Source organism: Psychroflexus sp. ALD_RP9 (assembly GCF_017311165.1).
Lineage (GTDB): Bacteria > Bacteroidota > Bacteroidia > Flavobacteriales > Flavobacteriaceae > Psychroflexus.
In genome coordinates, this window is sequence record NZ_CP062973.1 from 1898346 (window position 1) to 1920206 (window position 21861).

At 32.1% G+C, this 21861-nt stretch carries 24 protein-coding genes and 1 other RNA gene; 12 read left to right on the top strand and 13 right to left on the bottom strand.

Annotated features, from left to right (window positions below; translation table 11 throughout):
• Positions 1–58 precede the first annotated feature (58 nt).
• Together IMZ30_RS08805 and IMZ30_RS12045 are read left to right on the top strand one after the other, a co-directional pair.
• Complete coding sequence (locus IMZ30_RS08805; protein ID WP_207037941.1) at positions 59–1225, top strand: DegT/DnrJ/EryC1/StrS family aminotransferase; 1167 nt, start codon at positions 59–61, stop codon at positions 1223–1225.
• A gap of 119 nt (positions 1226–1344) precedes the next feature.
• Positions 1345–1458 carry a PLD nuclease N-terminal domain-containing protein gene (locus IMZ30_RS12045; protein WP_207037942.1) on the top strand — a complete coding sequence of 38 codons (114 nt, stop codon included), beginning with the start codon at positions 1345–1347 and terminating at the stop codon, positions 1456–1458.
• A 32-nt stretch (positions 1459–1490) separates the two neighbouring features.
• Here IMZ30_RS12045 and gldG read toward each other — a convergent pair whose 3' ends face one another.
• From gldG to IMZ30_RS08830, 4 genes are read right to left on the bottom strand one after another with little or no spacing between them, the layout of a single operon-like run.
• Positions 1491–3152, bottom strand: coding sequence for a gliding motility-associated ABC transporter substrate-binding protein GldG (gldG, locus tag IMZ30_RS08815; protein ID WP_207037943.1), 1662 nt, complete (start codon positions 3150–3152; stop codon positions 1491–1493).
• On the bottom strand, positions 3152–3883 hold the full coding sequence (gene gldF / locus IMZ30_RS08820) for a gliding motility-associated ABC transporter permease subunit GldF (RefSeq protein WP_207037944.1): 732 nt from the start codon (positions 3881–3883) through the stop codon (positions 3152–3154). Before gldF ends, gldG begins: the two co-directional genes overlap by 1 nt.
• A 4-nt stretch (positions 3884–3887) precedes the next feature.
• On the bottom strand, positions 3888–4184 hold the full coding sequence (locus tag IMZ30_RS08825) for a putative quinol monooxygenase (RefSeq protein WP_207037945.1): 297 nt from the start codon (positions 4182–4184) through the stop codon (positions 3888–3890).
• Positions 4181–5014, bottom strand: coding sequence for an S-adenosyl-l-methionine hydroxide adenosyltransferase family protein (locus IMZ30_RS08830; RefSeq protein WP_207037946.1), 834 nt, complete (start codon positions 5012–5014; stop codon positions 4181–4183). Before IMZ30_RS08830 ends, IMZ30_RS08825 begins: the two co-directional genes overlap by 4 nt.
• 95 nt (positions 5015–5109) lie before the next feature.
• Here IMZ30_RS08830 and IMZ30_RS08835 point away from each other — a divergent pair, with 95 nt between their 5' ends.
• Together IMZ30_RS08835 and IMZ30_RS08840 are read left to right on the top strand one after the other, a co-directional pair.
• Positions 5110–6063 carry a PhoH family protein gene (locus IMZ30_RS08835; RefSeq protein WP_207037947.1) on the top strand — a complete coding sequence of 318 codons (954 nt, stop codon included), beginning with the start codon at positions 5110–5112 and terminating at the stop codon, positions 6061–6063.
• Between the two features lie 11 nt (positions 6064–6074).
• The gene (locus tag IMZ30_RS08840) at positions 6075–7022 is read left to right on the top strand and encodes a phosphoribosylaminoimidazolesuccinocarboxamide synthase (RefSeq protein WP_207037948.1); all 948 of its coding nucleotides are present in this window, start codon (positions 6075–6077) and stop codon (positions 7020–7022) included.
• 67 nt (positions 7023–7089) lie between these two features.
• On the opposite strand, the gene IMZ30_RS08845 is transcribed toward IMZ30_RS08840, so the two are convergent.
• Positions 7090–8160, bottom strand: a complete 1071-nt coding sequence (locus IMZ30_RS08845; protein ID WP_207037949.1) for a M42 family metallopeptidase — start codon at positions 8158–8160, stop codon at positions 7090–7092.
• 99 nt (positions 8161–8259) lie between these two features.
• Here IMZ30_RS08845 and IMZ30_RS08850 point away from each other — a divergent pair, with 99 nt between their 5' ends.
• On the top strand, positions 8260–8979 hold the full coding sequence (locus tag IMZ30_RS08850; RefSeq protein WP_207037950.1) for a DUF4294 domain-containing protein: 720 nt from the start codon (positions 8260–8262) through the stop codon (positions 8977–8979).
• A 56-nt stretch (positions 8980–9035) separates the two neighbouring features.
• Here the strand turns inward: IMZ30_RS08850 and IMZ30_RS08855 are convergent, their stop codons facing one another.
• The 3 genes from IMZ30_RS08855 to IMZ30_RS08865 are packed head-to-tail and all read right to left on the bottom strand — an operon-like array spanning position 9036 to position 12551.
• Entirely contained in the window at positions 9036–9590 is a 555-nt protein-coding gene (locus tag IMZ30_RS08855; protein WP_207037951.1) for an acyl-CoA thioesterase, read from the bottom strand.
• On the bottom strand, positions 9583–10947 hold the full coding sequence (rmuC, locus tag IMZ30_RS08860; protein ID WP_207037952.1) for a DNA recombination protein RmuC: 1365 nt from the start codon (positions 10945–10947) through the stop codon (positions 9583–9585). Before rmuC ends, IMZ30_RS08855 begins: the two co-directional genes overlap by 8 nt.
• A 2-nt stretch (positions 10948–10949) precedes the next feature.
• Positions 10950–12551 (bottom strand): ABC transporter substrate-binding protein, encoded by a 1602-nt coding sequence (locus IMZ30_RS08865; RefSeq protein WP_317194388.1) that lies wholly within the window; start codon positions 12549–12551, stop codon positions 10950–10952.
• A gap of 116 nt (positions 12552–12667) precedes the next feature.
• Here IMZ30_RS08865 and mtaB point away from each other — a divergent pair, with 116 nt between their 5' ends.
• Entirely contained in the window at positions 12668–13996 is a 1329-nt protein-coding gene (gene mtaB, locus IMZ30_RS08870; RefSeq protein WP_207037953.1) for a tRNA (N(6)-L-threonylcarbamoyladenosine(37)-C(2))-methylthiotransferase MtaB, read from the top strand.
• Here mtaB and IMZ30_RS08875 read toward each other — a convergent pair.
• A complete protein-coding gene (locus tag IMZ30_RS08875; protein WP_242529650.1) occupies positions 13993–14304 on the bottom strand; it encodes an N-acetyltransferase in 312 nt (103 codons plus the stop codon). The genes mtaB and IMZ30_RS08875 overlap by 4 nt on opposite strands.
• 77 nt (positions 14305–14381) lie before the next feature.
• Here IMZ30_RS08875 and IMZ30_RS08880 point away from each other — a divergent pair, with 77 nt between their 5' ends.
• Genes IMZ30_RS08880 through IMZ30_RS08890 form a run of 3 tightly spaced genes read left to right on the top strand, consistent with a single transcriptional unit; the run spans position 14382 to position 16348 of the window.
• Entirely contained in the window at positions 14382–15035 is a 654-nt protein-coding gene (locus IMZ30_RS08880; protein ID WP_242529651.1) for an alpha/beta hydrolase, read from the top strand.
• A gap of 3 nt (positions 15036–15038) precedes the next feature.
• Entirely contained in the window at positions 15039–15977 is a 939-nt protein-coding gene (locus tag IMZ30_RS08885; RefSeq protein ID WP_207037954.1) for a lytic transglycosylase domain-containing protein, read from the top strand.
• A 2-nt stretch (positions 15978–15979) separates the two neighbouring features.
• Positions 15980–16348 (top strand): sulfite exporter TauE/SafE family protein, encoded by a 369-nt coding sequence (locus IMZ30_RS08890; protein ID WP_207037955.1) that lies wholly within the window; start codon positions 15980–15982, stop codon positions 16346–16348.
• A 1-nt stretch (position 16349) separates the two neighbouring features.
• Here the strand turns inward: IMZ30_RS08890 and IMZ30_RS08895 are convergent, their stop codons facing one another.
• Positions 16350–17015 carry a TlpA family protein disulfide reductase gene (locus tag IMZ30_RS08895; RefSeq protein ID WP_207037956.1) on the bottom strand — a complete coding sequence of 222 codons (666 nt, stop codon included), beginning with the start codon at positions 17013–17015 and terminating at the stop codon, positions 16350–16352.
• A gap of 69 nt (positions 17016–17084) precedes the next feature.
• On the opposite strand from IMZ30_RS08895, the gene IMZ30_RS08900 reads away from it, so the two are divergent.
• Positions 17085–17666 (top strand): hypothetical protein, encoded by a 582-nt coding sequence (locus tag IMZ30_RS08900; RefSeq protein ID WP_207037957.1) that lies wholly within the window; start codon positions 17085–17087, stop codon positions 17664–17666.
• Positions 17663–18400: a DNA-binding response regulator gene (locus IMZ30_RS08905; RefSeq protein ID WP_207037958.1), complete on the top strand. Its 738-nt coding sequence runs from the start codon at positions 17663–17665 to the stop codon at positions 18398–18400. Before IMZ30_RS08900 ends, IMZ30_RS08905 begins: the two co-directional genes overlap by 4 nt.
• On the opposite strand, the gene IMZ30_RS08910 is transcribed toward IMZ30_RS08905, so the two are convergent.
• The gene (locus IMZ30_RS08910) at positions 18397–18912 is read right to left on the bottom strand and encodes a DUF2892 domain-containing protein (RefSeq protein WP_207037959.1); all 516 of its coding nucleotides are present in this window, start codon (positions 18910–18912) and stop codon (positions 18397–18399) included. The two genes, IMZ30_RS08905 and IMZ30_RS08910, sit on opposite strands and share 4 nt — an antisense overlap.
• A 222-nt stretch (positions 18913–19134) precedes the next feature.
• Between IMZ30_RS08910 and rnpB the strand changes: the two genes are divergently transcribed.
• Positions 19135–19446: RNase P RNA component class A (rnpB, locus tag IMZ30_RS08915), an RNA gene on the top strand.
• A gap of 13 nt (positions 19447–19459) precedes the next feature.
• Here rnpB and IMZ30_RS08920 read toward each other — a convergent pair.
• Both IMZ30_RS08920 and IMZ30_RS08925 read right to left on the bottom strand, forming a co-directional pair.
• Positions 19460–20041 carry a tRNA-(ms[2]io[6]A)-hydroxylase gene (locus IMZ30_RS08920; RefSeq protein WP_207039707.1) on the bottom strand — a complete coding sequence of 194 codons (582 nt, stop codon included), beginning with the start codon at positions 20039–20041 and terminating at the stop codon, positions 19460–19462.
• Positions 20041–21858 (bottom strand): DNA polymerase III subunit gamma/tau, encoded by a 1818-nt coding sequence (locus IMZ30_RS08925; protein ID WP_207037960.1) that lies wholly within the window; start codon positions 21856–21858, stop codon positions 20041–20043. Before IMZ30_RS08925 ends, IMZ30_RS08920 begins: the two co-directional genes overlap by 1 nt.
• Between the last annotated feature and the right edge of the window lie 3 nt (positions 21859–21861).

Consider the following 21861-nt stretch of genomic DNA (forward strand, 5'->3'; position numbering starts at 1 on the left):
TAAAAACGATTGCAATAGGAATGCTTATTTTGTATTTTTGATATCTGAAAACATATTTATGAGAAAACTTCAAATGGTAGACCTTAAAGGTCAGTATACACATATAAAATCTGAAATTGACCAAGCAGTCATTGATGTTGTGGATTCTACAGCTTACATTAATGGACCTGCAGTTCAATCTTTTCAAGCCAATCTTGAACAATATTTAGACGTTAAACATGTAATCCCTTGTGCAAATGGAACAGATGCATTGCAAATTGCTATGATGGGTCTTGGATTAAAACCTGGCGATGAAGTGATTACGGCAGATTTTACCTTTGCAGCCACAGTTGAAGTTATTGCGCTTCTTGGTTTAACACCCGTTTTAGTTGATGTTGATCCAGAAACTTATAATATCGATATCAGTGCAATTGAAAAGGCAATTACTCCAAAAACCAAGGCTATTGTTCCAGTACATTTATTCGGTCATGTCGCCAATATGGATGCTATAATGGATTTAGCCAAAGCTCACGATTTAAAAGTTATTGAAGATAATGCGCAAGCAATCGGAGCTGATTATACTTTTAAAAATGGAACATCTAAAAAAGCCGGAACCATTGGTGATGTAGGTGCAACTTCTTTTTTTCCTTCAAAAAATTTAGGTTGCTATGGTGATGGTGGTGCAATTTTCACCAATAACGACGAACTAGCGCATATAATACGAGGCATAGTTAATCATGGCATGTATGAGCGATATCATCATGATGTCGTTGGTGTAAACTCGCGTTTAGATAGTATACAAGCTGCGATTTTAGATATCAAGTTAAAGCATTTAGATACTTACAATTCTAGGCGTCAAGATGCTGCTAGAGCTTATACTAAAGCACTTCAAAAGCATGAAGCGATTATAACGCCTACCACATTTACGCATAAATCATGCGATATTAATTGTAGTATTTGTGATACCTGCGATTGTCATGTTTTTCATCAATATACCATTAGAATCACAAATGGTAAACGTGATCATTTGGCAGAACATTTAAAAGAAAAGAATATTCCTTTTGGCATTTATTACCCAATACCTTTACATCTACAAAAGGCTTATGCTGATAAACGTTATAATGAAGAAGACTTTACAGTAACAAATCAATTGGTTGATGAAGTGATTTCATTACCAATGCATACTGAATTAGATACTGAACAAATTGAATATATTACCAACACAATTCTTGAGTTTTTAGGTTAATTTGAAGTAATTCAGAAAATTGACTATTATGGATTTTTTTTTTGAAAGATTTTTCCATTAATCTATTAATATGGCAGTTACTGCTTTTAAGTACCTTTTTGTTTTGATTATATGACATTTTGAAAAGCAAGTTTAAAGCCAACGAAAAATTAATTTGGACCTTAGTTGTAATTTTTATTCCGTTTCTAGGATCAATACTATATCTAGCAATTGGAAGAAATCATAAGTTATAAAAGCTAAACAAAAACTTAGTATATATAAGTTTTTATTTTACAAATTGCCTACGTTTAATATAGTAGCTCACAAAGCCAAAGGCAATAATTAATGCAGGTAAGCCAATAAGATTCAATAACTGCCAACTGAGTTTTGAGACTGCTAGTTTATCACTATCTAAATTAGCTGTTTTTATAGATTTATTTCGAAGTTTTACAAGCTGTTCGTCAGCTAGCATGTAGTTAATCAGGTTGATAAAAAATTGTTTATTACCATAATTTTTACCAGAAAACCGGTCAAAACCAAGCGGCATTGGTTTTCCGCGTGAGACTTTATTTTTTATAAAATCGCCGTCACTTATAAAAGCTTGGTGTGTAGATATGCTGTTATCTTTTGAGTTAGGGTATTCAAAAGGTTTTATCCTATTTTTATAAGCCGACTTAAAATTACCTTCAAGTAAAACAGCCAAATTTTGGCGGCCATCATTAAATAAATTTTTATTGGGTTTAGATTTAATTTCTTCAATACTAATGCTACTAGGTGTACCAACCGCAGCAGATAATGGTGAACTTTGAAGTAAAATATGTTTTTTAAGTCCGTTTTTTAAGGTGTCAATCGGATTGGTGAATTCAAATTTTACCGGACTTAGATTTTGATTGATAGGATGCTGTTTATTACGTTGAGAAAGCGGAAAATAATACCATGGAAACTGATTAATTTCTGTGTTTTGGCCTTGACCAACCGCTAAATTAATAGGCGCACAAAAAATATCTTTAACAAGTTTTGGGTTGATTCGGATGCCATAGCTAAAAAACAAATCATGTAAATTTAAATCTAATGGTAAGGCTATGCTTTTACCTGTTTTCATTAAGCTATCTGTTTCAGCTTTAACGTGTTCGGTAAGCCAAACTGCTTTACCGCCTTGCATTACATACTGGTCAAGTAAATATTTCTTCTTTTCGCTAAAAGTTTCTTGAGGCTTAGCGTCAATAATTAAGTCGTATTCTGAAAGTTGGTTGAGTGTTTTTACTGGAGAAACTTCAACCGAATCTAAGGTAAAAGCTGCGATGTAGTAATACTGCTTAAGGCTTTGCAATAAATCGGCAATATAAATATCATCTAATTCATTTTGTCCCTTAATAATAGCTAGTTTTTTAGCTTTAGGTTGGCTAATAATTTTAAGGGCATTGGTAAGTTGATATTCAAGTTCTTCAATTGAGCTGTTGATTAACTCTTCTTGGTTAGCCTGATTGTTTTCACTGATTAATTTTACGGGAAGTTTTTGCTCATTGTAAGTGATAATTGCCCAAGGGAAAATTATTTTTTCTCGCATTTCACCATTTTTCAATTGGTTGAGTATTTTCGGAGACATGCCATTTTCATAAAACTGATTAGCAACTTCCATAGCATCATCAGTTTCATTAAGCGGATTAATAAAATTAAATTTCACTAACGAATTGTAAGCCGCATACTCTTCTAGTAAGTAGCCAATTTCACGTTCTAATCGCTTATAATTGCTTGGTAAATCGCCAGTTAAAAAAACTTCAACTAAAACGTTTTTTTCTATAGATTCTGTTAATTCTATTGAGTATTGAGATAAGCTGTAGCGTTTATTTTGAGTAAAATCTTGTCGCACAAACAATTGTGATGAGACAAGGTTAATGCTAATAAATATTAATAAAAAAAGGCTAATATGTTTTAGATACTTTTTCATTAAGCTTTAAGTTGGTTGAGTTTTAGGCGCGTAAATTCATTAAAAATAATCGCAATACTTAAAAAATAAATCAGGTTTCGTGTATCAATAACACCTCGACTCATGGCTTTGTAATGAAAATTTAAGCTTAAATATTCTAAAGCATAAATTTCAGAGCCTAAAAGTTTAAAATTGCTTAAACCGTAAAATGCATAAAACAATAATAGATTAAAAAATACAGCTAGTATAAAAGCTGTGATTTGATTTTTGCTCAAAACAGAGCTAAATATGCTAACGCTTATTAGTGCAAATAGCATCAAGCAAACACCGATATATGAAGTGATTATGGCACTTAAATCGATTTGGTTTGTGTATTGCTTTAAGGTAGAAATTGTCCACACGTAGCCAATAGTTGGTATTAAGCTAATAATTGCAAGTAAAAAAGCACCCCAAAATTTACCATACACAAGTTCGCGTGTAGAAATAGGTTTGGTAAATAGCAATTCTATCGTGCCTTGTTTGCGTTCTTCACTAAAACTTCGCATACAAATTGCAGGAATTAAAAAGATAAATACCCAAGGCAAGAGCTCAAAGAATGGTGTCAAGTTAGCATAACCTGAATTAAAAATATTAAAACTTGAGTCAAACACCCATAAAAATAAGCCTAAACTGATAAGAAAAAGAACGATGATGAGGTAGCCTAAAATTGAACTAAAAAATAAATTAAACTCTTTTTTTAAAATAGCTATCATAGATTTATTTTAATTCGTGATGTTGTTCAACTGTCCAAGCTTCTGGTTTTTGGGCAAACAAAGCTTTAGTTTTAGGCCAAACTTGGCCAAATAAATCAGAATGTCTATACTGATTTAAACAAGTTTCATTGTCCCAATAACTATACGTAAAAAAAACAGATGTATTGTTTTTATCTTGCAATAAGCACAAATAATTACAGCCGTTTTGATCTCTAATTTTTTCTTTCGAAGCTTCAAATATAGCCTTGAAATCATTGATACGCTCAGGTTTAAATGTCATTTTAACAATACGTATAATCATTCATCAAAATTTATGGTTATGGTATCTAAAGCTTTTAATCCAAACAAACTTGAAGCGCCACCAACAGTTGAAGGATTACTCTTGTAAATCGCCAACTCTAAGTAGGAAGATGAGTTAAATAGCGCTAATTTTTTACCATCTTCTTCACGCTGATCTTTAGGAAGCGAAAAATTAATCGCTTCACTATAACTATCATATATCTTCTTAAACCGTTGAGAACGTGCTGTAATCGTAAAACTTCGTCCTTTAGCAATTTGTTGAAATGACTGCCGTTTAATATTGGTAACAACATTCCCAAAATTATCAATATAAATCACATGACCAATCATCTGGTTGTTTTCATTATTAATTGAAGGCTCAATATGTTTTATTTGTTTAATTTCATTTAACTTTTTACCAATAACACTTAAGTTTCCGCCACGGGCAATGTGAGCAGCAACCTTTATAAAAATATCTAAAACTGTAAAATTAGTATCAACACGATCATGAATATTAATTTCTACAATTTCATCAGGATTAATCTCTGAAGCAATTAGCGATAAAATGCCATTATTAGCCGCAATAAAAAAGTGGCCGTCAAGTGCCATTACAATATGCTTATTCTCTGGAGTAAGTTCAGAGTCCACACCAACAATATGAATGCTGCCTTTTGGGAAATTATGATACGCATTTTTGATGACGTAGGCTGCTTCAATAATATGAAAAGGTGAAATTAAATGAGTAATGTCAATTATCTTAACATCTTGAAGTTCACTATATAAAGCACCTTTCACAGCAGCAACAGAGTGATCTTTAAGTCCAAAATCGGTGGTTAAGGTAACTAACGGCATTTAATTAATTGTTAATATCAAAACTAGATTAACGCTATTTTTTTCGTTAAATTTGCTTTGCGAAATTAAGTATTAATGCACAAATATGATGTCTATTGAATGAACTAATTTTAGAACTTTCAGAAATCAATCCTAAAGAATTTTTTGGCGATCAAAATAAAAACTTTCAACTTGTTAGAAAGTATTTTCCAAAACTAAAACTTGTCGCTAGAGGTGGAGTTGTTAAAGCTTTTGGAGATCAAGAAATGCTAGATGAGTTTGAAAAGCGCATGAAAATGCTTACCGAATACTTTTTAAAGTATAACAATTTAGATGAAAATAGTATAGAACGTATTTTAACAAGCGAATCAAAAGCCGATTATCAAACGTCTAAACAATCTGACCAAGTTCTAGTTCACGGTGTTGGCGGTCGAAGTATCAAAGCTCAAACAGCTAATCAACGCAAATTAGTTGAATTAATGCAAAAAAACGATATGGTTTTTGCGATTGGTCCCGCAGGGACTGGTAAAACCTATACTGGTGTAGCTCTTGCTGTTAGAGCACTTAAAAACAAAGAAGTAAAACGAATTATATTAACACGTCCAGCAGTTGAAGCTGGAGAAAATCTTGGTTTTTTGCCAGGTGATTTAAAAGAAAAGTTAGATCCTTACATGCAGCCTTTATACGATGCGTTGCGTGATATGATTCCACCAGAAAAATTAGATAGTTTCATAGAAAAAGGTATTATTCAAATAGCGCCTTTAGCATTTATGCGAGGCCGAACTTTAGATAATGCTTTCGTTATTCTCGATGAGTCTCAAAACACCACACACGCCCAAATGAAAATGTTTTTAACAAGAATGGGACGTCATGCCAAGTTTATGATTACGGGCGATCCTGGTCAAGTAGATTTGCCAAGACGTTCAATCTCTGGTTTAAAAGAAGCACTTTTAGTTCTTAAAAACGTTAAAGGAATTGGGATTTTACACCTAGACGATAAAGATGTGATACGTCATAAACTCGTTAAGAAAGTTATTTCAGCTTATAAATCAATTGAAAATCAAGATTAATCACAATTTAAATGACGAATTCTACACTTTTAGAGACAAATTTCAACTTTAGGCTTCAAACTAATTATTATAAAGGTAAAGTGCGTGAGGTTTATACACTATCAAACCATCAACTAATCATGATTGCCACAGATCGTCTTAGTGCTTTTGATGTGGTTTTACCAAAAGGAATTCCATTTAAAGGACAAATTTTAAACCAGATAGCCTTTGATATGTTAAAAGCTACTGAACACCAAGTACCGAATTGGTTAACGAATTCTCCTGACCCCAATGTAGCAATTGGGCATCAATGTCAGCCGTTTAAGGTAGAAATGGTTGTACGTGCTTACTTAGCTGGTCATGCTTGGCGTGAATATAAATCTGGAAAACGTGAGATTTGCGGCGTTAATTTACCTGATGGTTTAAAAGAAAATGATGAACTTCCGCAACCAATTATTACACCTACAACCAAAGCAGATCAAGGTTTACATGATCAAGATATTTCTCGGCAAGAAATTTTAAAACAACAAATTGTTGCACAAAAAGATTATGAAATCCTAGAAGATTACAGTTTGAAGCTGTTTCAGTTAGGAACAGAAATTGCTCAGAAGCGTGGCTTAATTTTGGTTGATACAAAATATGAATTTGGCAAAACAACTGAAGGTAAGATTGTTGTTATTGATGAAATACACACACCTGATTCTTCCCGTTATTTTTATGCCGATACTTATGAAGAATTACAAAAAAAGGGACTTCGTCAAAAGCAACTTTCAAAAGAATTTGTTAGAGAATGGCTAATTGAAAACGGTTTTCAAGGTAAAGACAATCAAAAAATCCCAGAGATGACAACCGATTTTATAACATCCGTAAGCAATCGCTATATTGAATTGTACGAAAAAATTACTGGCAAAAAATTTATAAAAGCTGATGTTTCAGATATCAACCAAAGAATAGAAAGTAACCTTAAGGACTATTTTTAGAAACCTATTATAAAAAAGCCGTTTTTAGCAAAAAACGGCTTTTTTATGGTTCTAACTTCAATAAAATTTAATTAAAATAACTGAAGTTGTGCTTGTTTTTAATATTGAGTAAGCTATTGTATATTAACTGAATCACATTTTCAACGTCATCTTTATGAACCATTTCAACTGTTGTGTGCATGTATCGCAATGGTAACGAAATTAAAGCAGAAGCAACTCCACCATTGCTATAAGCAAATGCATCTGTATCAGTACCTGTAACTCGACTAGCAGCTAAACGCTGGAAAGGGATATTTTTATCTTCAGCTGTTTTAATAATAAGTTCTCTTAAATTGTTTTGTATGGCCGGAGCATAACTAATTACTGGGCCATCTCCAATTTTAGTTAAACCTTCTTTCTTCTTGTCAATCATAGGTGTAGTTGTATCGTGACAAACATCTGTAACAATAGCAACATCAGGTTTAATTCGTTGTGTAATCATTTCAGCACCACGTAAGCCAACTTCTTCTTGCACTGAATTGGTAATGTAAAGTCCAAAGTCGAGTTTAACATTATTTTCTTTAAGTAATCTGGCAACTTCAGCAATCATAAAGCCACCCATGCGATTATCTAGAGCTCGACAAACAAATTTGTTATTATTAAGCACAAAAAACTCATCTGGATATGTGATGACACAACCAACATGAACACCTAATTCTTCAACTTCGGCTTTGGTTGAGCAACCAACATCGATACAAATATTTTCAAGCTTTGGCGATTGTTCGCTACTTTTATCTCGTGTATGAATAGCTGGCCAACCAAAAACACCTTCAACAATGCCGTTTTTAGTATGAATGTTAACACGTCTAGAGGTCGCTATTTGATGATCGCTACCGCCATTTCTAATCACATAAATTAATCCATCATCTGTAATGTAATTAACATACCAAGAAATTTCATCAGCATGACCTTCAATCACGACTTTAAATTCTGCTTCAGGATTAATAACGCCAACAGCTGTGCCGTAATTATCGGTTATAAATTCGTCTACATAAGGTTCTAAATAGTCCATCCAAAGTTTTTGGCCTTCAGCTTCATAACCAGTTGGAGCCGCGTTATTGAGGTATTTTTCAAGAAATTTTAAAGAAGTATCTGTCATAGTTTTTTAATTTTAACTTTTGCGAATTTAGAAAAAGAATTTAAGATATTTTACTTTACAAAATCTTAATTTTGGCATTGAATTAGCTGTCATTTAAACATGAAATTTCTTATCATCATATTTATTTTCTTGAAGTCTTTTGTGCTTTGGTCACAGGATACGACCACAGCTTCTACTCAGCAAAAGAAATTTTATGATTTAAGTGAAGAAAACCCTAAAGCGGTTTCTTCAATTGAGTTAGATGAAGTAGTCATTTATCCCAAATTGAAGTTATCAGACCGATCAAATATTAGGCAATACCTTATACTCAAGCGAAAAGTTAAACGGGTTTGGCCTTACGCTATTCTAGCTTCTAAGCGTTTAGACAGCTTAAATAAGCGTTTAGAGCAAATTGAGTCGAAACGTAAGCGAAAAAAATACACAAAATTAATTCAAAATTATATCGAAAATCGGTTTACAGATGAATTAAAAAAACTCACCAAAACAGAAGGGCAAATATTGGTTAAGCTTATGCATCGTCAAACAGGAATCTCAACTTATGATCTTGTAAAAGATTTAAAATCGGGATGGAGAGCATTTTGGTATAATACAACCGCAAGTTTGTTTAATATTTCTTTAAAAGAAACCTATCAGCCTTACAAGGTGAAAGAAGATTTTTATATCGAATCTATTTTAGTCCAGAGTTTTGTTAAGGGAGAACTTGAGAAACAAAATCCAAGTTCAGCAATAGATTTTATTGATTTATTTGACCATTGGGAAGCAGAAAAAGAAAAGAATAACTTACTGAAGCATTCAAAAGCCATAGAAAATAAAAAGTAAGATATTTTTAAATTAATTTGAAGTACCGGATTCTAGAACATTTGTAATCCTATTGATTAATGCTTATCTAGTTCAACTTTAGCATTATGATTTTTAAGAAGTTTTAGGTGATTTTCAAGGTCTAATTGAAAGTCATTAAAAGTTTTATCATGTTGTTGGCGTAATTCTCGGCGTTTAATGTTTTTAATGAAACGTCTAATATCATTTTCGGTTTTAAGAATAAGTCCAGGAACTTTAGTGGTTTCACCATTTTGATTTTTAGCCACCATTGTAAAATAAGAAGAATTACAATGTTTTTTTTGTCCGGTTTGTATATTTTCAGATTCAACCCTAACACCAACAACCATAGAAGTACGACCGACATAGTTTACTGATGATTTTAAAGTGAGCAGCTCACCGACTTCAACAGGATTAAGAAAGTCAACACGATCTACACTGGCTGTAACGCAATAGTTTTCAGAATGCTTCGAGGCACAGGCAAAAGCAATTTGGTCTAAAACAGATAAAATAAAACCGCCATGAATTTTACCGTTAAAATTTGAATGTGAGGGCAACATGAGTTGCGATAATGTTACTTCACTTTCAGAAGCGTGTTTAAAGACTTTATTCATGGTCAAGTAAAGAGTTTTCATTAGCTTTTTTAATCCACTTTTGGCTAATATCTTTTGATGTTCTAACACCAAGTTGCTTCAACTTCTCAACATCTTTGATGAGGTTTTGTTTGCCAGTAAGTTTTTTCATCGCATCGCTATAAGCAGCATCAGTCGATTTTAATCGCTTACCGATGGTTTCTAATTCAACTAATAAATTTGTAAATTTATCATAGAGATTACCAGCGTGTTTGGCAATTTCGTTGGCATTTTGCTGTTGTTTTTCGTTTTTCCAAATAGTATCTACCGTTCGTAATGTTGAAAGTAGCGTTGTTGGACTAACTAATAAAATATTATGGTCAAATGCTGAGTAAAAAAAGTTTTGATCTTCATTTTGAGCTAAATATAGTGCTGGCTCGATAGGAATAAACATAAGCACAAAATCAGGTGATTTTTGAAATCCTAATTCTTCGTACTTTTTTTCGCTTAATTGCTTGATATGAGTTTTTAAAGATTTAATATGGTCTTTTAGGTGTTTTGATTTCTCAAGAGATTCACTGCTATTAACGTAACGTTCGTAAGCGACAAGTGATACCTTAGAGTCGATAATCATTTGTTTTTCGTTTGGTAAATTAATCACCACATCAGGCATTTGTTTTTTGCCGTCTTCATTTTCAAAACTCTGTTGTATATCGTATTCTCGGCCTTTTGTTAAACCTGATTTTTCAAGCACACGTTCTAAAATCATTTCGCCCCAATTTCCCTGAGTTTTAGTTTCTCCTTTTAAGGCATTTGTTAAGTTTTGTGCTTCTTCGCTAATCTTTGAGTTAAGCTCGTTAAGGTCTTTTAATTTTTGGCCTAATTCAGAATGTGTTTTTAAGAAATCTGTATTGTTTTTTTCAACTTTATCTTCAAACGACTTTATTTTATCTTTAAGTGGTGATAAAATTTGCTCAATATTTTCTTTATTAAGCGAGGTAAACTTTTCAGACTTTTGGTCTAATATTTTATTGGCTAAATTTTCAAAGTCAGCTGAAAATTTTTCTTGTAGTTTTTCAACATCGGCTTTTTGATGTTCTAGTTTTTCTTGTAGATTTTTAAATTCAGTATTTCGTTGTGTTAAAGCTATTTCTATTTTATTTTTTTCAGCAGATAGTTCTTTCAACTCTTGTTTAGCTGTCTCTTGTTGAGTTTCTAATTTAGAGTTTAAGTCTTTTAACTGAAGTTCTAGATTTTTGTTGGTTTGTCGCAGCTCTATTGCTTCATTTTCAATTGTTTTACGAGCTTCTTGAGCATCAGATCGGCCTAATTTTTTTCCGATAAACAAACCAATGAGTAAGCATATAATGGCAATTACACCGATAATAAGATATTCCATAATTAATGTTCTTTGTAAACGGTTTTGAGGTCAAGCAAATTTACAGGATTCATTTGTAAACCTTTGATGTTTTTGTGATAAAATCGAGTAATTTGGTCGTAATAAAGAGGAATTACTGGTGCTTCGTTAGCAATTAATCGATTCATTTTTTTGTAATAGATGTAGCGTAAACTATCATCTTGAATTGTTTGTGACTTCACAAATAGGCTATCAAAAATTCGATGGCTAAATCGCGTATAATTAGGACCTTTTGGTGCTTTTTTCTCTGAGTAAAATAAGCCTAAGTAATTTTCGGCATCGGGATAATCGGCTATCCAGCTGGCTCTAAATAAATCGAGTTGTCCAGCTGAACGTTGTTGCCTTATGGTCGATGGTGGTAAAACTTCAACCGATGTTTCTATACCAAGTTCTTGATATGATTTTTGAATGTATTCAATTAAGTCAACATAATTAGCATTGGTAGTGATGTTAATTTTCGGTGTAGAACTTTTTGTTTCACTTTTATATTTATTTAAATAATATAAAGCCGAATCTTTATTAAAACTATATAATTTTTTGCTGAGGTAGCCAGGTAAACCTTTTGGAATAAAACCATTGTTCGCTGGAAAACCAATGCCATTTCGTAGATAGGTTATCATTTTTTCACGATTAAATCCGAAATTTAAAGCCTTTCTGAAGTTAATGTTCTGAATGGCTTTATCCTGACTTTCCATGTTTATACCAATATATTCCGTATTTAGATAAGGTGATTTTTCAAGAATAATTTTATCTCTGTGTTGCGGCTGAAGTTGACCTGTATTAGTTAATAACTCGTCTTTATAACTAGGATCAAGGCCGCTTAAAAAATCTAATTTACCTTGTAAAAAAGCCATGAATTCACTTTGTTTATCAGGTAAAAATGTAATGGCAACAGCTTCAAGATAAGGAAGTTGGTTTTTTAAACTATCTGTTTCAAAATATAGTTTATTTCTTCTAAGAACCATTTTTTCGTTTTCAAGCCATCGTTTTAAGTAAAATGGTCCTGTGCCAATAGGTGTTTTTCTTAAGTTAAGCTGCTTACTTTCTTTTGGTACAATAGAGCAATATTTCATACTCAAAATGCCCAAAAAAGGTGGAAAAGCCTGTTTGAGTTCAATTTGTAAGCTTAACTTACTTATTTGTTTAATGGCTTCAACTTGGTCAAGTACCCAACTGCCAGGTGAAGCCACATCAGTTGAAGTTAGTCTTTTTAAACTAAACACAACATCTTCAGCTGTCATTTGTTTTGTAGAGTCTTCGCCAAAAATAGGGTGTTGATGGAAAAAAATACTATCGCGTAATTGAAAGGTATAGGTTTTTCCGTCTTCAGAAATGCGCCAACTCTTAGCTAAATCAGGTTTAATGTGTAGGTTGTGGTCTTGCTTAACAAGTGTATTATAAATTTGATGACATGCCCAAATATTGCGCTGGTCTTTTGCAAAAGCAGGATCTAAAGACGTGATATTAGCATGTTCGTTGTAACGAAAAACCATGTGAGAGCGTTTGTCTTTAGAGGTGTTTTTACAGCTATATAGGCTTATAATTACACTTGCTAAAATGCAGTAAATGATTGTATGCTGTCTCAATTTAATAAACGAGATTTAGTTGGTATATTTGCAAAGTAATTAAAATGAATTTATAATCTTGGTTTAAATGTACGGTTTTACCAATAAATCAAGATAAAAATTGAACTAAAGCATTTATGCAAAAAAAAGTAGCGTTTTACACCTTAGGTTGTAAATTAAATTTTTCTGAAACCTCTACAATTGCCCGACAATTTGAAGAAAAAGGTTTTCAAAAAACTGACTTTCAATCTCCAGCTGATGTTGTGGTAATTAATACTTGTAGCGTTACTGAAAATGCAGATAAACGTTTTAAGACCATTGTAAAACAAGCGCGTAAAATTAATAATGATGCCTTTATAATAGGTGTTGGTTGTTATGCACAACTGAAACCTGAAGAGCTTGCAGCTGTTAATGGTGTTGATTTAGTTCTTGGTGCAACCGAGAAATTTAAAGTAACCGATTACATTAATGATTTAACCAAAAATGATTTTGGCGAAGTACACTCTTGCGAAATCGATGATGCTGATTTCTACGTGGGTTCTTACTCGATTGGTGATCGAACGCGTGCTTTTTTAAAAGTTCAAGATGGTTGTGATTATAAATGTACCTATTGCACCATACCGCTTGCAAGAGGTATTTCACGCTCTGATACCCTAGCTAATGTGTTGAAAAATGCTAAGGAAATTTCTGAACAAAACATCAAAGAAATCGTCTTAACAGGTGTAAATATTGGCGACTATGGAAAAGGAGAGTTCGGAAATAAAAAGCATGAACATACCTTTTTAGATTTAGTAAAAGCACTAGAAACAGTTGAAGGTATTGAGCGTTTAAGAATTTCATCTATTGAACCAAATTTACTTAAAAATGAAACGATTGACTTCGTTGCGGCAAGTCAAAAGTTTGTACCTCATTTTCATATTCCTTTACAAAGTGGTAGCAATACATTGTTAAAATTAATGCGCCGCCGTTACATGCGCGAACTATATGTTGACCGTGTTCATCGCATCAAACAACAATTGCCTGACGCTTGTATAGGCGTTGATGTTATTGTCGGTTTTCCCGGTGAAACTGATGAATTGTTTTTAGAGACTTATAACTTTCTAATTAATCTTGACATATCGTATTTACATGTGTTTACCTATTCTGAAAGAGACAATACTTTAGCCGCAAACATGGAAGGCGCTGTACCTTTAAAAACAAGAAAAAAACGTAGTAAAATGCTACGAGGACTTTCAGCAAAAAAACGGAGAGCTTTTTATGAATCACAGCTAGGGAAGATTCATGAAGTTCTATTTGAAGGCGAAAATAAAGAAGGTTACATTCATGGTTTTACTGAAAACTACGTTAAAATAAAATTTCCATGGAATCCTTATTTGGTTAATACATTACAACAAGTAAAACTTATTGAAATAGCTGAAGACGGAATAGTTAAAGTTCAATTAGTTTCGGTTCCTGCTGAGGTTTAAATATTAATCCCAGCTGGTAATAAATCTTTATATTTTTGACGATGTTTTTTAAAAAACTTGGCTATATCAGGAGAAGTTGGCATAATTTTAATTTTTGAATCACGATAAGATTCTAAAACTTGTGCAATAAAAACTTCAACCAAATTAGGATTTACTTGTTTAGAAGGTAAATTAAGCTTAGTCAAAAATAATTGTCTTCCTTGGTCTTGATATTCTATCGTTAATAAACCTTCTTCTGTTTTTAATTCGTATTGTCTTAAAAATGTATTATTTTCAATGTTCAAATCAGCACCATTCATAATCTTCATTTATAAATATCTATAAAAATACAACATTTAGCTTTAAGTTGTAGCTTTGTAATTATAACCTTATCAAAATAACATTTATGAAAACTCAGGTGTTTATGATGCCGGGAATGGCAGCTAATCCTACAATATTTGAGCATATTAAACTGCCTGATGAGTATCAAGTACATTGGTTAGACTGGCTTAGTCCACTTATAGACGAATCTTTAGAGTCTTATGCTCGACGTTTAAGTGAACCTGTACCAAAAAATGATGAGGTGATTTTAATTGGCGTTTCTTTTGGTGGTATTATTGTTCAAGAGATACACAAGCTTGTTAACGCTAAAAAAGTAATTATTATATCAAGTGTGAAACATGAAAATGAGCTACCGCCACGAATGAAAATAGCGCGTGATACCGGTGTTTATAAAGTTTTACCAACAGGTATTTTTAATTATTTAGAACAAATAGATAAATTGCCACTCGGTGATCTAGTAAAAAAACGCATTCAATTGTATAAAACTTATATGTCTATGAATGATAAGCATTATCTTGATTGGGCAATAAAAAGCATTTTAAACTGGAAACAAACTCAAGATAATACTAACTTTGTACATATTCATGGAGATCAAGATGGCGTTTTTCCAATAAAATACATTAATACCTGTGTTACAGTTAAAGGTGGAACACATCTTATGATTTTAAATCGTTTTAGATGGTTTAATGAACATTTACCAAATCTTATAAATAATTAGGTTATGCAACATCAATTTATATCAAGTACTTTAAAAATTGTAGGCGTTTTAACAATCGTTGGTTTAGGCTTTATAACTGTTTCGGCTTTTATAGATAATGAAGTTGATGCCATAAGTACTTCAAAAGAAAACAAAAGCTTTGAAGAAGATTATAATGTTTTTGCTTTAGAAGCTCCTGAAAATCTGAATTTTGCAGGAGAGAGAATTCCTCTTGAAGATCCAGATATTTACGAACGCTTTGATCGTGAATTACTTGTAAATACTTACTGGCAATCTAATGCATTACTTTTAATAAAACGCGCGAATAAATATTTTCCTTTAATCGAACCTATTTTGAAAGAAGAAGGTGTTCCAGACGATTTTAAATATTTAGCTGTCGCCGAGAGCGGTCTAACACAAGTAGTTTCACCAGCTGGAGCTACAGGATTTTGGCAAATTATGAAAACGACTGCTCGTGAGTATGGATTAGAAGTTAATGATAATGTAGATGAACGCTACCATATTGAATTGTCGACTCGTGTAGCTTGTGAATATTTAAAAAAAGCCAAAGAAAAGTTTGGATCATGGAGTTTAGCAGCAGCGTCTTATAATAGAGGAATGGCAGGTATACAAAATCAATTAGAGCGTCAAGAAACTTCTAATTATTATGATTTACTTTTAAATGAAGAAACTAGACGTTATGTGTTTAGAATAGTAGCTTTAAAGACCATATTATCTCAACCAAAAGCTTATGGCTTTCATTTTGAAGCTGATGATTTATATGAATTAAAAGCCTATAAAATTGTTGAAGTAGATACCGCAGTGACTAATTTTGCTGCCTTTGCACGTCAATTTAATTTGAGCTACAAGACTTTGAAAAATTATAATCCATGGTTACGAGATAAAAACCTAAATAATTCTTCTAGAAAGCTTTATCGAATTAAAATTCCACAAATGAATTAATTATGACTTTATCAACTTTTTTACTTTTAGTTGTTATAGGTGTTTTAGGTGGCTTTGCTAGTGGTTTGTTAGGACTTGGTGGTGGTATAATAATGGTGCCATTAATGCTTATTTTTCTGAATTATTCACAACAACAAGCTCAAGGTACAAGTTTAGCTATTTTAGCTGTCCCTGTAACATTTATTTCGGCGTATAATTATTATCAAGACGGTGAAATAAATTGGAAATATGCCCTAATTATGGCGCTTTGTTTTATTGTAGGCGGTTATTTTGGATCAAAATTAGCAATTACAATTAACCAAGCGCTTTTAAAAAAAATATTTGGTGTTGTAATGTTAATTGCCGGTTTAAAAATGATTTTTGGTAAATAGATTAATTCTCGATTATGTAGCTAATTTGTTTTAAAATTAAGCGTTCACATATTTCTTTTGATGTCTCACTATCGAAATGAAAAGGCGTACTTGTTGGCCTATCAATGAGCCTGACTTTTTTGTGCTCGTCGATAAGGTAAACTACAGGCACACCTAATACATGTTTTAGCGCTTTAATTGTATAGTCATTTTTATAAATTAATTCATCGATATAGACCACATCAATTATATTAGCATATTTTCTTCCTTCTTTTCTCATCTTAGATTTCTTATCCCAGAATAATACGACAAACCTTAATTTATCTTTAAATTTTTTAGCTAGCTTATTTAAAGTAGGGATTTCACCTTCACTCGGTAAGCACCATGATGAACGCGTATGTAAATAAATAGGCGTTTTAATATCATAAAGTGCTTTTGGTTGTGCTCTAAATCGACTCCACTCAAAATTATTCATTTTTTTATTGATAAGCCGTTCTTGAATGAAGTTCTTAAATATTTGATCTACCTTATCAAAATTTTGGCTTAGATAAGCCTTTTCGATGTCGTATGAAAACTTTTTTTGATGATTTAAAATACTTTCAAAAAATAAATTATTACTTTTATTAGTGTTTTGTTGAGCACTACAAAAAAGACATAGCATAAAGTAAATAGCGATATTTATTTTCATATTTTAAAGTTAATATGTTTGAAAATTAACAATAAATTTAAATAAAATACATTTTAAAGTAACTTTTTTATGACTGACATTGGTAAATTCAGAATACTTTATCACGATATTAATAGTAATTTGCAATCTGTCATTGCTTTACTTGAATTGTCAGATTTACCTGATCATAAAAAGTACAGTCGAGTAAAACCATATTTATTAGCCATTAACTCTTTATATGCTTCTTTAACTCGCAATCAGCCTTATGAGGCAGAAGTAAATTTAAAATCTTATTTTTTAAAGTTTGAGCAGGTATTCGATTTAAGTTTAATTAGTACAATTAAGTTTAATGATCAAAACATAAACATTAACACTGCTATTAAAGCTAAAGACGCTGTGTATATAGGTTTTTTTATCTACGAATTAATTTTTTTAGTACATGTAGATAACCAAAATTTAAAGAATAATGATAATTGTTTTATATTTACTTTCCAGACTAAAAATGATAAGCTACAATTTACTTTTGAAGGTAAATCTTTAAAGCAAAGTGATCTTCTTTTAGGCATAGAAAATCAACTAAAAACTTTTACTTTGTTGAAAATTATTTATCAACAATTAAAACTAAATCATAATTTTAGTGACGATTTAGTAAAAATAGAATATAAAATATGAATGCACGCATAATGATTGTTGAAGACGATTTACCGCTCAAGCTTCAACTAGTTAAAATTTTAGAAAAAAATAATTATGATGTTATTCACAAATTTGAAAGTGTTAAAGAATGTATTGATGCTATATCTTCAATCGTTCCAGACCTCATTTTACTAGATATCAATTTAGAGGGAAAAAATGAAGGAATTCAAATTGGTAGTTATATAAGCCAAAATACCGATATTCCATTTTTTTACATCACAAACTATTCAGATTCTTCAACTTTAAGACGAATTCAAACCACAAATCCTACAGGATACTTGTCTAAGCCATTACGTGAATCAGACATACTTAACAATATTGCTGTTGCTCTGTACAATTCAAAGGCCAATGAAAATTCACCAAAAGAATTTTCTAAAGAGGAAAGTGAAGAATTTTCAAAACCCATTCAGCGTGTTATTACTTATATTAAAAATAACCTTAACAAACCAATTGATACTGATGTTCTTGTTGAGATCTCTGGTTGGAGTAAATTTCATTTTATTAGAAAATTTAATGAAGAAATAGGGACAACACCACACCAATACGTTATAGAACACCGTTTGCAAGAGGTTAAAAAGTTATTGCGAAACACAGATCTAAATATACAAGAAATTGCTAACGATTTGGGCTTTAATTCACCATCAAGTTTAAACCAGTCTTTTAAAAATAGATTTAATATTACGCCTTCAAAATATAGAAAAGAAAAGCCTTAAATTTTTTTCAACTGTTGCTTCATCATCTTAATTTGATCACCCAACATGTTATGTTTATCTAAATCTTTGGCTTCTTTAATTAAGTTTTGAGCTTCACGTTTTCTTCGCTTAGTCATTGCAATCCCTGCTAAGTTAATCTTTGCCATCGCTAAATCGTGTTTCATGGCAAGCCCAAGTTTAATCGCTTTTTTGAAATACTTTTCAGCTTTATTCATATTAGTTTGTGATAGCATCAAGCCATGTAGATAATTATAATAACCTTGTTGCTTTTTAGTTAAAGCTGCTTCTGGATTCTTGATTTTGTCTAACCATTTTTTAGCACCTTCAAAATTTTGTTTGCGTAATTTTAAAAATGCTAGAAGAATAAACTCGTTTTTAAAGTATAGAAATATAAAAACACCAGAAAATAAAATTAAAGCAATACCGTTACCTATCTGAGATTCTGTAAATTGGTATACTCCATAAATAATTATTAATCCGGCAATTATAAGTTTAATATTTTTGTTGTACATGGCTTTTAATTTTCGCTGCAAAAGTACAAAAAACTGTGATTCAACTTACATAACTACAACGCAATATTAGACTATCCTATAATTTTGCTACTTGAGCTTAAACTATCATAGAAAAAATACATTAAAGTTGTTGATAGTTAATGTTATTTGGTTCATATTAGATTTGGGAATTAAAATATCTTGTTTAATTATAAACAACTCAATTTACTACGTATCTTTGCGAAGGCAGGTCGCCTTATCGCGCTTTTAAAGTGAGGAAAGTCCGGACACCAAAGCACAGCGTAGCGGGTAACGCCCGTCATTTGTTTTAAAACAAATCGGACAAGTGCAACAGAAAGGATGTACAGGTTAAGCTGTAGTGAAATCAGGTAAACTCTACGCGGTGAAATACCAAGTAAACCAAGTTTTGAGGCTTGTGCGGCCAATCTTGGAGGGTTGGTAGATTAGATTTTAATAGCAATATTAAAACCAGATAAATGATAAGGCGTTAACTCAAGTTAACGACAGAATCCGGCTTACAGACCTGCTTTTTTTTAGTTTACAGATGTTAACCGTGAACACCAGTGCCTTTTTCAAAACTTTTCACAACTTCAGCTTCAAAACTTAATAAGTCTTGCCATTTTTGATCAACAATTTCACGATCTCCATATTTTCTGGCAAAATTTAAAAACATCGTATAATGGTTGGCCTCACTAATCATTAATTTTCGATAAAACTTACGTAATTTTTCGTCCTGAAGTTCTTCAGAAAGTAATCTAAAACGCTCACAACTTCTTGCTTCAATTAAAGCGGCATATAATAATCGGTGTATCAATTGGTCAGTTCTGCTGCCACCTTTAGGAAAGAAACGAAGTATTTGGTTTACATACTCGTCTTTTCTATCGCGACCTAACTCAATATTACGCTCTTTCAACAAGTCATGCACAAGCTTAAAATGGCTCATTTCTTCTTGTACTAAGGCTGTCATTTCAGTCACTAAATCTTCATATTCAGGGAAACTTACAATTAATGAAATAGCAGTTGAAGCCGCTTTTTGCTCGCAATAAGCATGATCTATCAGTATTTCAGAAATATTTTTTTCAGCAATATTTGCCCATCTTGGGTCTGTTGGTAATTTTAATCCTAAAATCATGATTGTAAATCTAAATCAAATGTTCGTCTTAATGTATCTAAACTCGGGTAGCTTTTAACCAGTTTATCATATTTTTCACGATCGGTGTATAAATATTTAGCATTTTCTTTTTCATTTTTGTACACCACATCAATTTTTAAATCTAAAGTTGTGTTATCGAGTTCGTCTTTTAAAAAGCTCATCAAGTCGCCTTGTTGCTGTAAAATTTCGGCCTTCATCGTATCGTTAGGTACCTCAATGCAAATTAAATTATCTTTGGCAATTGGTTTGCACATGCCAATTGAGGTTGCTAAAATTTTTTGACCTTTATTTTTTACAACTTTCGAAAAGGCTTTCCACGAACGTTCTAAATCTTCTTGAGAAAATTTAGATAAACGTTCTTTTTTATTTGAATCTAACCTTTCTTTTTCTGCCTTGAGAGCTTTTTTATGTTTAATTGCTTTTAAAGATAAACCCGATGGTTTTGCCTCTTCTATTTTAGTTTTAGAGGAATTTAGGGCTGACTGAGTTGTCGCTTTTATTGAAGAACTTTCAACTTCTTTCTGAGTAGAATTATTTGGCTTTGATTGTGTAGTATCAGTTGAAGTTTTTACGCTTTTTTGATTTGCCGATTTTTCAGTTGTGATAACTTCAGGTTGCGGCTCGTTAACTTCAATAGAGGATGTAACTTGTCTTTCTGCTGTACCTACCTTTGTTGGATTTAGGATTTGTGGCTCAGCTTTTTTTTTTAAATCAACATTACTTTCAGAGGTAATAGAGGCCAATTGCATCAAGCAAATTTCAACATGTAAGCGCTGATTTCGACTTAGTTTATAATCAAAATCGCACTGGTTTGCAAGTTGTAGAGCAGTTTGCAAAAAAAGCAAGTCTGTTTGTTGTGCTTGCTCAAAATAGCGTGTTTTAGTTAGTTCGCCAACTTCTAGCAAAGCAATTGTTTTTTGGTTTTGGCACACCATTAAATCTCTAAAATGGCTGGCTAAACCACTAATAAAATGCTGTCCATCAAAACCCTTAGCTAAAATATGGTTGAATTTAATTAAAACATCAGCAATTTGGTTGTGCAGTAATAAATCTGCGACTTCAAAATAGGTTTCATAATCCAGAACATTTAAATTTTCAGTCACTGCTTGTCGTGTCAAATTCTTGCCACAATAGCTAACCACACGGTCGTAAGTAGAAAGTGCGTCTCTCATGGCACCATCAGCTTTTTGAGCGATGATGTGTAGCGCGTCATCTTCAGCCGAAACACCTTCTTTTTGGGCGATTTTTTTGAGGTGTTCTTTAATATCAGTTACCGTAATTCTTTTAAAGTCAAATATTTGGCAACGTGATAAAATTGTAGGTATAATTTTGTGTTTTTCAGTTGTTGCAAGAATAAAAATGGCATGTTTTGGTGGCTCCTCTAATGTTTTTAAAAAAGCATTAAAAGCCGCTTGTGATAACATGTGTACTTCATCTATGATATAGACTTTATATTTTCCTGTTTGTGGTGGAATTCTAACTTGGTCTGTCAAGTTTCTGATATCGTCTACAGAATTATTTGATGCTGCATCAAGTTCAAAAACATTAAAACTAAAATCAGATTCTTCTATTTCATTTACATCAGCATCAAGCTCTTGCTGATTAATTGTTTTTGCTAGTATTCGTGCACATGAAGTTTTACCTACGCCACGTGGACCTGTAAATAATAAGGCTTGAGCAAGATGGTCGTTTTTAATAGCGTTGAGTAAAGTATTACTTATGGCTTTTTGGCCAACGACATCTTCAAAGTTTTGAGGGCGATATTTTCGAGCAGATACAACAAAATGTTCCATAAA